Consider the following 11,964-nt stretch of genomic DNA (forward strand, 5'->3'; position numbering starts at 1 on the left):
GGGCAGCGACCGGTCAGTGGGCCGCGCGGGAGGAGCGGGACGGGGAGGGGGCGGAGGTGGTGTCGGGGACGGGTGCGGCGAGCAGGCTGGTGCTGGTCGCCTCGGGGACGGTGGTCCACGAGGTGAGGGCGAACGGCGGGTTGGTGCTCAGCGGTCGTATCAGCGGGGAGACCGCGGCCGCGCCGGCCATCACCGGTGCGGCCAGTTCCCGCAGCTTCTGCTGCGCGGCGGCCGGGGAGGGCACTCCGGGCAGCAGCGGCGCGGACACCGAGGTGGGCATGACGGGAGGGCCGCCGAGCAGCGTGCCGGACGACAGCAGCGGCGTGAGCAGGCGGCGGCGCTGCGAGTCGGCGGCCCCGCTGGTGCCCGAGCCCGCCGTGCCGGCCGGGGCGACGCTGCCGCCGCCGGTGCCGCTGCGGGCGTCGGCGGCCGGGGTGCCGGGGAGGCCCGCGGTGACGCCGCCGAGGGCGACGGCGGCGAGCGAGACCGCGCCGGCGGCGACGAACGCGAACCGCATGCCGCGCGAGGCGGAGCGGTCGCCGTCCGGGCGGCCGACGGGGTGGATGCGGAAGCCCCGGCCGGCCGCCGCGGCCGGGTCGTGCGGACGGGCCGGGACGTAGCCGAACTCGAAGCGGTCGTCCCGGCCCATGCCGAAGACCCCGCTGTCGGATCCGCGTCCCGAGGGGTCTCCCCCGCCGAACGGCGAACCGCCGCCGTCCGGGTCACCGCCCGCGGGCAGCCCCTGGAGGCGGGCCAGGAAGCTCTCGGAGGGCGGCGGCGGGGCGGCCGCCGCGAAGACGTTCTTCAGGGCGCGCTGGGCGTCCGCCTCGGCCTTGCACCGGGCGCAGGTCGCCAGGTGGGCCAGGACGCGCTCACGCGTCTCATGACCGAGCTCTCCGTCCACCAGGGCGGAGAGTCGGTCTCCCAGGTGCTGCTCGGCGAGCTGTCGCTCGGCCGGTTTCGGTCGTGATCCACTCACGCGGTCGCGCCCCCTCCTCCCAGTGCGGGAACACGGGGCACGAAGGAACGGCGCTCGGCCTTGCGGGCCTCCGGGGAGCGATGCGCGAGGGCCTTGCGCAGCTGGGAGCGGCCGCGGTGGATACGGGAGCGGACCGTGCCGAGCTTCACGCCGAGGGTCGCGGCGATCTCCTCGTACGACAGGCCTTCGATGTCACAGAGCACGACGGCGGCGCGGAACTCGGGCGCGAGGGTGTCCAGGGCCTGCTGGACGTCGGCGTCGAAGTGCGCGTCGTTGAAGGCCTGCGAGGGGGTGGGCTCGCGGCTGGGCAGGCGCTCGGCCGCGTCTTCGCCGAGGGCGTCGAAGCGGATGCGCTGCTTGCGGCGGACCATGTCGAGGAACAGGTTGGTGGTGATGCGGTGCAGCCAGCCCTCGAAGGTGCCCGGGGAGTAGGTCGACAGGGAGCGGAAGACGCGGACGAAGACCTCCTGGGTGAGGTCCTCGGCGTCGTGCTGGTTACCGGTCAGGCGGTAGGCCAGGCGGTAGACGCGGCCGCTGTGCGTGCTGACGATCTCCTCCCACGTGGGCGGAGTCCATGCCTGCCCGTCCGCGTCGGTGGAGAAGGTCGCGGTCCGGTCCTCGCCCATGGCGAGCGCGGCGGCGTGGCTTGGGTCAGCAGCGGTGTCGTTCACGGATTTCGGCCTGCCTGCCGATCCGAGGAAGCGCCGCAGCACTCCTCCCCGATCCCCAGGCGCAGCCGCACCTCCCCTGTCGGCTCTGGTGGTGTCCAGTGGAGCCCCTACCATAGCCACCTCGCCCGTTAGCACCGGATAAGCGGTTTTACAAGAATTTGATCTGTGCTGGTACGGCTCATCCAGCCGCGACAGCGGGTGGTCGGCCGCCGTCTCTCCGCCGTGATCCATTCGTGTCCCCCCGCCTTGTCTTCCACCCCTCTAAACGCCCGGTCCCATCTGCGGGTTCCCGACGCCAACGGATACAGTCACGCCCAGGCAACCACGGGGACAGGAGAGGGTCATTACCGGCAACCGGCAGACGAGCTGGGCGTTCGCCGACGCCTTTGTCGCCGAGGACGAAGCACTGCGGTGGGCCCGTGACCGGGCCCGCGAGGCAGGGCTGCGCTCGGTGTCGCCCGGCACGGGCGCCGCGCTGCGCATGCTCGCCGCCTCCGTGGACGCCAAGGCGGTCGCCGAGATCGGCACGGGGTGCGGTGTCTCCGGGATGTACCTGCTGCACGGCATGCGCCCGGACGGCGTGCTGACCACCGTGGATCCGGAGCCGGAGCACCAGCAGTTCGCGCGGCAGGCCTTCCGCGCCTGCGGCTTCGCCAGCAACCGGGCCCGCTTCATCCCCGGCCGGGCCCTCGACGTACTGCCCCGTCTCGCGGACGCCGGCTACGACCTCGTCTTCTGCGACGGGGACCGGCAGGAGTACTCCGACTATCTCGCTGAATCGTTGCGCCTGCTGCGTCCGGGTGGCCTGGTGGTCTTCGAGGGCATCTTCGCCAACGGCCGCACCGTCGACTCGGGGCCGCAGCCGACCGAGGTGCTGCGGCTGCGCGAACTGCTGCGCACGGTCCGGGAGAGCCCGGAGCTGGTGCCGTCGCTGCTGCCGGTGGGCGACGGGCTGCTGTGCGCGGTCAAGCGGTAGCCCTCGCGGGCAGAGAACGGGGCCGGGTCCGGGTCAGCGCCGGGGGCCCGGAAAAACGGCAGCGCCCCGGCACCGCTTAGGATGCCGGGGCGGCCGAAAGGGTATGGTCGCTGACGCCTCAGACGACGACGTTCTTGAGGGCGTCGGCAAGCGCCGCGGCCTCGTCAGGGGTCAGCTCGACGACGAGCCGACCGCCGCCTTCGAGCGGAACGCGCATGACGATGCCCCGCCCCTCCTTGGTCACCTCGAGCGGGCCATCACCCGTCCGCGGCTTCATGGCCGCCATGCTGGTTCCCCTTCCTGAAAACAGCTCATCGTCTGCCGACGGCCCCCGAGGGCACGCGCGGTCTCTGGCGGGACACGCGACTCCGGCATCGAACACATTGCTTCCAAGCCATTATCCCGCATCTCAGGACCCGATGACCAACATCAGTCGGCATCGCTTGGGCAACGCACGCGAGCAAAACCACTCAATTCGGCGATGTGACTGCGATACTTCGCCACCTCGTGTCCTTACGCCGACCGAGTCGGCTCCGGAATTCTTTGACGCAGGTCACACGCCCGCTCCGGTCCCACGACGACGATCTCCGCCATGCTGTCCTTCGGACAGGGACGTACTGAGCGGTACGTCAGCCGCGACGACGCAGCCGAACGAAGACGAACGACGACGACGGAGGGGACGCTCCATGACCGACACCGTGCTCTACGAGGTGGGCGACGGGCTCGCGACGATCACGCTGAACCGCCCCGAGGCGATGAACGCGCTGAACATCGCGACGAAGGTGGCTCTTCGGGAAGCAGCGCAGGAGGCGGCGGCCGACACGGCCGTCCGGGCGATCCTGCTGACCGCCGCCGGAGACCGGGCGTTCTGTGTGGGCCAGGACCTCAAGGAGCACATCACGCTGCTCGCGTCCGACCGGGAGACCGGGGCGGGGCAGACGATGACGACGGTACGGGAGCACTACAACCCGATCGTGCGGGCGCTGGTGTCGGCGCCGAAGCCGGTCGTCGCCGCCGTGAACGGGGTGGCCGCGGGCGCCGGTTTCGGGTTCGCCCTCGCGGCGGACTACCGGGTGGTCGCCGACACGGCCGCTTTCAACACGTCGTTCGCGGGGGTGGCGCTGACCGCGGACTCCGGCGTCTCGTGGACGCTGCCGCGGGTCGTGGGACCGGGCCGCGCCGCCGACCTGCTGCTCTTTCCCCGGAGCATCAGTGCGCAGGACGCGTACGAGCTGGGCATCGCGAACAAGGTCGTGCCGTCCGCCGACCTGCGGGCCGAGGGCGAGAAGATCGCGCGGAAGCTGGCGGAGGGGCCGACGGTGGCTTATGCGGCGCTGAAGGAAGCGGTGGCCTACGGGCTCACGCACTCCCTCGACGAGACGCTGGACAAGGAGGACGAGCTGCAGGCAAGGGCCGGGGCCTCCGAGGATCACGGGATTGCCGTGCAGGCGTTCGTGAACAAGGAGAAGCCGAAGTATCTGGGGCGGTGAGAGAGGGGGCGGGGAGCAGAGTCGCGGACTGCGGGTGCGTGGGGGCTGGTCGCGCAGTTCCCCCCAGCCTTCGGCCGGGGGTACCCCCGGCGCCCCTAAGGGGCGCTCCTCGCCACGCATGTTTCCAGGTGGTCGTTGACCAAGCCGCACGCCTGCATCAAGGCGTACGCCGTCGTGGGGCCGATGAAGCGCAGGCCCCGCTTCTTCAGGGCCTTGGACAGGGCCGTCGACTCGGGGGTCACCGCCTGTACGTCGGCGATGGTCTTCGGCGCGGGGTACGTACCCGGCGCCGGGGCGTGCGACCAGATCAGTTCGTCCAGCTCGCCCTGCCCCCACTCCGCCAGGATCTTCGCGTTGGCCATCGTCGCGTCGATCTTCGCCCTGTTGCGGATGATGCCGGGGTCGGCCAGCAGGCGTTCGCGGTCCTCGTCGGTGAACGCGGCCACCTTCTCGATGTGGAAGTCGGCGAAGGCGGTCCGGAAGCCGGCGCGGCGGCGCAGGATCGTGATCCAGGAGAGGCCGGACTGGAAGGCCTCCAGGCAGAGGCGTTCGTAGAGGGCGTCGTCGCCGTGGACCGGACGGCCCCACTCCTCGTCGTGGTACGCCACGTAGTCCTCGGTGGACAGCGCCCAGGGGCAGCGCAGCCTGCCGTCCGGCCCGGGAACCGCCGCTCCTTCGATCATGTCGGTCATCTCGCTCATGACCGGTCCTCCGGCTCGGGCTTGTCCAGCGACGTGTGCGAGGCGTGCGGGGCGTGCGGGCTGTGCGGTGCGGCCTGGACGCCGGCCAGCGCGGACTCCAGGTCGGTGATCCGGGCGTCGCGCTCCGCGAGCTCGGCGCCGAGGCGGCTGAGCGCGTCGTCGACATCCGCCATGCGGTAACCGCGCGGGACGAGCGGGAAGCGGATGCTCTCCACGTCCGCGCGGTTCACCGGGCGGTCCGGGGGCAGCGGGTCCTCGAACCGCTCGGGCGCCACCTCGGGCAGCGGTCCGCTCTCGCCGCCGCCCACCACGGAGAGGGTGACCGCGGCGACCACGACCGCGAGCGCGACGACGAGGAACAGGAACATAACCATCGCGGTGGGCCCCCAGGCTCGGTGAAGCTCGGTGCAGCAGCACTCGTGGTGCTCAGTGTGCTCAGCGTGCTCGGTGTCGAATGTGTCTGTGTCCGATCGTGCCATGCGAGTCTGACAGTTAGGGTCGCAGGCGGTCGCACCGAGGGAATTACTACGAGAGGTCACAGGCGATGCTCAGGCTGGGCAGGCGGGAATTCGCGCCGAACGAACCGGTGATCATGGCCATCGTGAACCGGACGCCGGACTCCTTCTACGACCAGGGGGCGACCTTCCGCGACGAGCCGGCCCTCGCGCGCGTGGAGCAGGCGGTCGCCGAGGGTGCCGCGATCATCGACGTCGGCGGGGTGAAGGCCGGGCCGGGCGAGGAGGTCACCGCCGAGGAGGAGGCACGGCGCATCGTCGGGTTCGTCGCGGAGGTGCGCAGGCGCTTCCCGGACGTCGTGATCAGCGTGGACACGTGGCGGGCGTCGGTCGGGGAGGCCGCCTGCGAGGCCGGGGCGGATCTGCTGAACGACGCGTGGGGCGGGGTCGACCCGGGGCTGGCCGAGGTCGCGGCGCGGTACCGGGTGGGACTGGTGTGCACGCACGCGGGCGGGGCCGAGCCCCGGACGAGGCCGCACCGGGTGAGGTACGACGACGTCGTGGCCGACATCCTGCGGGTGACCCTGGGGCTGGCCGAACGGGCCGTCGCGCTGGGGGTGCCGCGGGAGTCGGTGCTGATCGATCCCGGGCACGACTTCGGCAAGAACACCCGGCACAGCCTGGAGGCGACGCGGCGGCTGGGCGAGATGGTGGAGACGGGGTGGCCGGTGCTGGTCTCCCTGTCCAACAAGGACTTCGTGGGCGAGACCCTGGACCGGCCGCTGAAGGAGCGGGTGATCGGGACGCTGGCGACGACGGCGGTGTCGGCGTGGCTGGGGGCGCAGGTGTACCGGGTGCACGAGGTCGCCGAGACGCGTCAGGTGCTGGACATGGTGGCGTCGATCGCCGGCCACCGCCCTCCGGCGGTGGCCCGGCGGGGGCTGGCGTAGTCCGGCGTCCGCGCCGAGTCCTGGGGGCTCCGCCCCCAGACCCCCGATTTCCTCGCCCACCCACCACCCGACTCGGTCGATTGAAAAGACGAGGCAGAAAGACCGTTCGAGGTCCACTCCTCAAGAGACCGAGTCGGGTGGGTGGGTGGGTGGGTGGGTGGGCAACGGCCGGTCCTAGCGGGCCGCTTCCTTCGAGACCAGGCCCACCGCCTCCTCCACGTCGTCCGTGACATGGAAGAGCAGGAGGTCCTTCTCCGCCGCCTTGCCCTGGGCGACCAGCGTGTTCTTCAGCCACTCGACGAGGCCGCCCCAGTAGCCGCTGCCGAACAGGACGATCGGGAAGCGGGTGACCTTCTGGGTCTGGACGAGGGTGAGGGCCTCGAAGAGTTCGTCGAGGGTGCCGAGGCCGCCGGGCAGGACCACGAAGCCCTGTGCGTACTTGACGAACATCATCTTCCGCACGAAGAAGTAGCGGAAGTTGAGGCCGATGTCGACGTACGGGTTGAGGCCCTGTTCGAAGGGGAGCTCGATGCCGAGGCCGACCGAGACGCCGCCCGCTTCGAGGGCGCCCTTGTTCGCCGCCTCCATGGCGCCCGGCCCGCCGCCCGTGATGACCGCCCAGCCGGCCTCGACCAGGCCGCGGCCCAGCTTCACGCCCGCGTCGTACTCCGCCGAGTCGACCGGTGTCCGCGCCGAGCCGAACACGCTGATCGCGGGCGGCAGTTCGGCGAGGGTGCCGAAGCCCTCGATGAACTCCGACTGGATGCGCAGCACCCGCCAGGGGTCCGTGTGGACCCAGTCGGAGGGGCCGCCCGCGTCCAGCAGGCGCTGGTCCGTCGTGCTCGCGGTCACCTGGCCGCGCCGTCGGAGGACCGGTCCCAGGCGCTGCTCGTCCGGCGGCACCTTCTTCCCCTCGGGATTCCCGGTAGGCATATGCGCGCTCCCTCCGCTTGCAGGTGTATCCGCCCCAGCGTAGATCCGTGCGGGTTACAGGCGCGGGACGTCGGCATGTCGGGTGCGCAGCGCCGTCGTGCGGCTCAGCTGGTCAGCCAGGTGCGCAGCCGCTCCTCGCCCGCCAGGATCTTGGTGGTTTCCACCCTTTCGTCCCGCTTGTGAGCCAAGTGCGGGTTGCCGGGGCCGTAGTTGACCGCGGGGACGCCGAGGGACGAGAAGCGGGAGACGTCGGTCCAGCCGTACTTGGGCATCGGCGTACCGCCGACCGCCTCGATGAAGGCGGCCGCGGCCGGGTGGGAGAGGCCGGGCAGCGCGCCGGGGCTGTGGTCGTCGACCACGAACTCCTCGACCCCGCAGTCGGCGAAGACCTCGCGGACGTGGGCGACGGCCTCGGCCTCGGAACGGTCCGGGGCGTACCGGAAGTTCACGGTGACCACGCACGCGTCGGGGATGACGTTGCCCGCCACCCCGCCCGAGATGCCGACCGCGTTGAGGCCCTCGCGGTACTCCAGGCCGTCGATGACCGGGTAGCGCGGCTCGTAGGCGGCCAGGCGGGCCAGGATCGGGGCGGCCGCGTGGATCGCGTTGGAGCCCATCCAGGAGCGCGCCGAGTGGGCCCGCTCGCCCGAGGTCTTCAGCAGGACGCGCAGGGTTCCCTGGCAGCCGCCCTCGACCTCGCCGTCCGAGGGCTCGAGGAGCACCGCGAAATCGCCCGCCAGCCACTCGGGGTGGGCCTCGGCGACGTGCTTGAGCCCGTTGAGGTCGGCGGCGACCTCCTCGTTGTCGTAGAAGACGAAGGTCAGGTCGCGGTTGGGGGCCGGGACGGTGGCCGCGATGCGCAGCTGGACCGCGACGCCCGACTTCATGTCGCAGGTGCCGCAGCCCCACAGGACACCGTCCGGGTCGAGACGGGAGGGCACGTTCTCCGCGATCGGGACGGTGTCGATGTGGCCGGCAAGGATCACGCGTTCGGGGCGGCCGAGGTTCGTCCGGGCGATCACGTTGTTGCCGTACCGGTCGACCGTGAGGTGCGGCAGGGCGCGCAGCGCGCTCTCGATCACGTCCGCGAGCGGCTTCTCTGTGCCGCTCTCGGAGGGGAGGTCGACGAGCTGCGCGGTGAGCGCGGCGGCGTCCAGCGTGAGGTCAAGCGAGGTGTCGGCCATGGCCTCGACCCTAGCGCGCGCGATCCCGCGGGCGGGTTCACAGGCTTCCGGCCCAAGGGGTGAGCGGCTCGTACCCTCCAGTATGTTGTACGCGTGCCAGAGCCGTCCCCCATCCGTCCCAAGCGTCGCAGCCGTGTCCTGCGTTTCGTGTCGGGCTTGCTCATCCTGTGCGCCGTCGCGGCCTACCTGGTCGTCCAGTACGTCACCGGCGGCGGTGGCGCCGAGGGCTGCAAGGTCGTCTCGGGCCGAAGCGACGACGAGTCGTACCAGTTCACGCCCGAGCAGGCGGTGAACGCGGCGACCATCGCCGCCGTCGGCACCGGCCGTGGCATGCCCGAACGGGCCGTGGCCATCGCCCTGGCGACCGCGATCCAGGAGTCGGGGCTGCTCAACATCAAGCACGGCGACCGGGATTCGCTGGGCCTGTTCCAGCAGCGGTCCTCGCAGGGCTGGGGTACCCCGAAGCAGATCCTGGACCCGGCGTACGCGGCGGGCATGTTCTACGCCCACCTGGCCAAGGTGCGCGACTACGAGACCCTGCCGCTGACGGTGGCCGCGCAGCGCGTTCAGCGCAGCGGTTACCCGGAGGCGTACGCCAAGCACGAGACCGACGCCACGCTGCTCGCGGCGGCCCTGACCGGGCAGGCGGCGGCCACCCTGACCTGCGACGGGCGCCCGGCCGCCACCACCGCGGCGACGGCGGCAGCGGCGACGGGTCCGGACGCGGTACGGACCGCGCTCGTGCGGGACTTCGGACGGGACGCGGTCGAGGAGGCCGGCGCCGAGGTGAGCCGGTCGGCCACGCCGACCCCCACCCCCAGCGTGACCGCCACGGCGCACGGGCGGACCGTGACCGTGCCGGTGCCGGAGGGGAAGAAGACCGACAAGTCGGGACGCACCGAGAGCGAGCGGGGCTGGCAGCTGGCGCACTGGGCGGTGGCCAACTCGTCGGCGCTGCACATCGAGCGGGTGTCGTACGCGGGCCGGGAGTGGGCCGCCGGGAGCACGGACAGCCAGTGGCAGCCGGCGTCCGGTACGCAGGGCACGAGCGGTGCGGAGAAGTCCGCCGGCTCGGTGCGGATCGTGACCGGGCAGTAGTTCGGGGGGTCCCTCCGGCGGGTCAGCCGGGACACGCCGCACGCGTGGTGTGCTCACGTTTTCGCATGGTCACTCGCGCACGCGTGACATCCCTTGGGAGCGCTGGGACGTAAGGATTCTGCGAGAGCGTCGACGGCGTGCCGTTTGCCCGTTTTTCTCCACACCCGATAATGCGATGCGTTATCAACTCTTTACCTTGGGCCTCCGCAACCTTCGCGGGCTTCGAGCGGTAGTCACGGCGATCACGTTCCCTCCCGTCGAATGGAGCATCATGTCCCTCCCTCTGACCCGCCGGATCGCCCGTGCCGCGCTGCTCGTCGCAGCGGGAGCGGCAGCCGGGGTCGGTGCGGCCGGCTCCGCCGGCGCGGCCCCGAGCCTGCCGGCCGCCACCCCGAACCTCGGCGGCCTGACCGCGCTGGACGGGGCGAGCGTCGGCAACACCGCCGACGCGGCGGCGCAGACCGTCACCGGGACCGTCGGCCGCGCCGGTGGCGCGGCGATCGAGTCGGCGGTGCCTGCCGCGGGCCAGACCGGCGGCAAGGCCGTCAAGAAGGCGGCGCCGGTGGTGCAGCACACCGCGGGCGACGCGGCGGGCTCCGCCGGTGGGCTGCTCGGTGAGACGGCGTCCACCGCGACCAAGGGTGGGCTGCCGACGGACGGGCTCGCCAAGGGGGGCCTGCCGGTCAAGGGGCTCCCCATCGGGGGCTGACGCCGTTACGCCGGTGATGTCCGGCCGGTGATGTGAGAGGGGCCCGGGGTTTTCCCCGGGCCCCTTTCCGTTGAGTTTCGGCTGCGGGCCGGTGGGGGTTGTTCGCGCAGTTCCTCGCGCCCCTGACGGGGCGCTCAGGCCAGCCGTGCCACCGCCGCCTGGATGCGCTCGTCCGTCGCCGTCAGGGCCACGCGTACGAAGTTCTCGCCCGCCTCGCCGTAGAAGTCGCCCGGTGCGACGAGGATGCCCCGCTCGGCCAGGTGGGCCACCGTGGCCCAGCAGGACTCGTCCCGTGTCGCCCAGAGGTAGAGGCTGGCCTCGCTGTGTTCGATGCGGAAGCCGTGGGACAGGAGGGCCGCCCGGAGGGCCGTACGGCGAGCCGCGTACCGCTCCCGCTGTTCCTGGACGTGGGTATCGTCGGAGAGGGCCGCCACCACCGCCGCCTGCGTCGGGGCCGACGTCATCATGCCGCCGTGCTTGCGGATCTCCAGGAGGGGGCCGAGGACCGCCGGGTCGCCGGCCAGGAAGGCCGCACGGTAGCCGGCGAGGTTGGAGCGCTTGGAGAGGGAGTGGACGGCCACGATGCCGTCGTACGAGCCGCCGTTGACGTCCGGGTGCAGGACCGAGACCGGGTCGGCCTCCCAGCCCAGTTCGAGGTAGCACTCGTCGGAGAAGAGCAGGATGCCGTGGGCGCGGGCCCAGGCGACGATCTCCGTGAGTTCCTGCTGGGACAGGACCTTGCCCGTCGGGTTGGACGGGGAGTTCAGCCAGAGGAGCTTCAGGCCGGCCGGGTCCAGGTCGCGCGGGTCGTCGTAGACCTCGTATTCGGCGCGGGCCAGGCGGGCGCCGACCTCGTAGGTGGGGTACGCGAGGCGCGGGTGGGCGACCCGGTCGCCGGGGCCGAGGCCCAGCTGGGTGGGGAGCCAGGCGACGAGTTCCTTGGAGCCGACGATCGGCAGGACGTGGCGGTGGGTGACGTCCCGGGCGCCGAGGCGGCGGGTGACCCAGGCGGTGATCGCGTCGCGGAGCGCCGGGGTGCCCCAGACCGTGGGGTACCCCGGCGAGTCGGCCGCGTCGATCAGGGCCTTCTGGATCAGGTCGGGGACCGGGTCCACCGGGGTGCCGACCGACAGGTCGACGATGCCGTCCGGGTGCGCCGCTGCCGTCTTCTTGTACGGTTCCAGCTTGTCCCAGGGGAAGGTGGGCAGACGGTCGGAGACTGCGGACACGGTTCCTTGCTCACTTTCTTCGGTACGACCGGTACGGCCGGTACGGCAAACGCCTCGGTCCCGTACGGCGCCGATCGGGCGTGATCAGGCCGTACGGGACCGAGGCGGCACGGTATTGCGGCGGGCCGCCGGTGCGGACTACTCGGCCTGCGGGGGCAGCGCGGCGATGAACGGGTGATCGCGCTCGATCAGGCCCAGCTTGCTGGCGCCGCCCGGGGAGCCGAGGTCGTCGAAGAACTCGACGTTGGCCTTGTAGTAGTCCTTCCACTCTTCCGGAGTGTCGTCTTCGTAGAAGATCGCCTCGACCGGGCAGACCGGCTCACAGGCTCCGCAGTCGACGCATTCGTCCGGGTGGATGTACAAGGACCGCTGGCCCTCGTAGATGCAGTCGACCGGGCACTCCTCGATGCACGCCTTGTCCTTCACGTCGACACAAGGCTGCGCGATGACGTAGGTCACGCTGTCGTTCCTCCTCGATTGGGCGCTGGCGGGCCTCCGTAGGCTCCGCCGCCTGGCGCGCGGGAGCGCGGCGTCGTCGATGCCCGCCTCTAGTATCTCCGTTCCTGGGCATGATCCGAACAGGAGGGGT

General features: G+C 71.7%; 14 protein-coding genes. 5 read left to right on the forward strand and 9 right to left on the reverse strand.

The annotated features are described in order from the left end of the window. Nucleotides 1-13: 13 nt before the first annotated feature. Nucleotides 14-979, reverse strand: a complete 966-nt coding sequence (locus ABT137_RS21455) for a zf-HC2 domain-containing protein (protein WP_351711131.1) — start codon at nucleotides 977-979, stop codon at nucleotides 14-16. Next, nucleotides 976-1,692: an RNA polymerase sigma factor SigE gene (sigE, locus tag ABT137_RS21460; protein ID WP_089098938.1), complete on the reverse strand. Its 717-nt coding sequence runs from the start codon at nucleotides 1,690-1,692 to the stop codon at nucleotides 976-978. The genes ABT137_RS21455 and sigE overlap by 4 nt, the downstream gene beginning before the upstream one ends. 235 nt (nucleotides 1,693-1,927) lie before the next feature. Here sigE and ABT137_RS21465 point away from each other — a divergent pair, with 235 nt between their 5' ends. Next, nucleotides 1,928-2,626 (forward strand): O-methyltransferase, encoded by a 699-nt coding sequence (locus ABT137_RS21465; protein ID WP_351711361.1) that lies wholly within the window; start codon nucleotides 1,928-1,930, stop codon nucleotides 2,624-2,626. Nucleotides 2,627-2,744: 118 nt separating this feature from the next. Here ABT137_RS21465 and ABT137_RS21470 read toward each other — a convergent pair whose 3' ends face one another. After that, a complete protein-coding gene (locus ABT137_RS21470) occupies nucleotides 2,745-2,912 on the reverse strand; it encodes a DUF3117 domain-containing protein (protein WP_004950282.1) in 168 nt (55 codons plus the stop codon). 400 nt (nucleotides 2,913-3,312) lie between these two features. On the opposite strand from ABT137_RS21470, the gene chcB reads away from it, so the two are divergent. Then, on the forward strand, nucleotides 3,313-4,116 hold the full coding sequence (gene chcB, locus ABT137_RS21475; protein WP_351711133.1) for a 2-cyclohexenylcarbonyl CoA isomerase: 804 nt from the start codon (nucleotides 3,313-3,315) through the stop codon (nucleotides 4,114-4,116). Between the two features lie 95 nt (nucleotides 4,117-4,211). On the opposite strand, the gene ABT137_RS21480 is transcribed toward chcB, so the two are convergent. Together ABT137_RS21480 and ABT137_RS21485 are read right to left on the reverse strand one after the other, a co-directional pair. Beyond that, a complete protein-coding gene (locus tag ABT137_RS21480; protein WP_351711363.1) occupies nucleotides 4,212-4,799 on the reverse strand; it encodes a DNA-3-methyladenine glycosylase I in 588 nt (195 codons plus the stop codon). A 14-nt stretch (nucleotides 4,800-4,813) separates the two neighbouring features. Further along, nucleotides 4,814-5,191 carry a DivIVA domain-containing protein gene (locus ABT137_RS21485; protein WP_351711135.1) on the reverse strand — a complete coding sequence of 126 codons (378 nt, stop codon included), beginning with the start codon at nucleotides 5,189-5,191 and terminating at the stop codon, nucleotides 4,814-4,816. A gap of 170 nt (nucleotides 5,192-5,361) precedes the next feature. Here ABT137_RS21485 and folP point away from each other — a divergent pair, with 170 nt between their 5' ends. Continuing rightward, nucleotides 5,362-6,222, forward strand: a complete 861-nt coding sequence (gene folP, locus ABT137_RS21490) for a dihydropteroate synthase (RefSeq protein WP_351711137.1) — start codon at nucleotides 5,362-5,364, stop codon at nucleotides 6,220-6,222. 174 nt (nucleotides 6,223-6,396) lie between these two features. Here the strand turns inward: folP and ABT137_RS21495 are convergent, their stop codons facing one another. Both ABT137_RS21495 and dapE read right to left on the reverse strand, forming a co-directional pair. After that, a complete protein-coding gene (locus ABT137_RS21495; RefSeq protein ID WP_351711139.1) occupies nucleotides 6,397-7,155 on the reverse strand; it encodes an LOG family protein in 759 nt (252 codons plus the stop codon). A gap of 104 nt (nucleotides 7,156-7,259) precedes the next feature. Continuing rightward, the gene (gene dapE / locus ABT137_RS21500) at nucleotides 7,260-8,339 is read right to left on the reverse strand and encodes a succinyl-diaminopimelate desuccinylase (RefSeq protein WP_351711141.1); all 1,080 of its coding nucleotides are present in this window, start codon (nucleotides 8,337-8,339) and stop codon (nucleotides 7,260-7,262) included. A 93-nt stretch (nucleotides 8,340-8,432) separates the two neighbouring features. On the opposite strand from dapE, the gene ABT137_RS21505 reads away from it, so the two are divergent. Continuing rightward, a complete protein-coding gene (locus tag ABT137_RS21505; RefSeq protein ID WP_502984557.1) occupies nucleotides 8,433-9,437 on the forward strand; it encodes a VldE C-terminal domain-containing protein in 1,005 nt (334 codons plus the stop codon). Nucleotides 9,438-9,708: 271 nt separating this feature from the next. After that, nucleotides 9,709-10,146 carry an ATP-binding protein gene (locus tag ABT137_RS21510; RefSeq protein ID WP_351711145.1) on the forward strand — a complete coding sequence of 146 codons (438 nt, stop codon included), beginning with the start codon at nucleotides 9,709-9,711 and terminating at the stop codon, nucleotides 10,144-10,146. 134 nt (nucleotides 10,147-10,280) lie between these two features. Here ABT137_RS21510 and ABT137_RS21515 read toward each other — a convergent pair whose 3' ends face one another. Next, nucleotides 10,281-11,375, reverse strand: a complete 1,095-nt coding sequence (locus ABT137_RS21515; protein ID WP_351711147.1) for a bifunctional succinyldiaminopimelate transaminase/glutamate-prephenate aminotransferase — start codon at nucleotides 11,373-11,375, stop codon at nucleotides 10,281-10,283. A gap of 138 nt (nucleotides 11,376-11,513) precedes the next feature. After that, on the reverse strand, nucleotides 11,514-11,834 hold the full coding sequence (gene fdxA / locus ABT137_RS21520; protein ID WP_089098949.1) for a ferredoxin: 321 nt from the start codon (nucleotides 11,832-11,834) through the stop codon (nucleotides 11,514-11,516). Nucleotides 11,835-11,964: the final 130 nt, after the last annotated feature.

Source organism: Streptomyces sp. NPDC001980, from assembly GCF_040296885.1.
Taxonomy (GTDB): Bacteria; Actinomycetota; Actinomycetes; order Streptomycetales; family Streptomycetaceae; genus Streptomyces.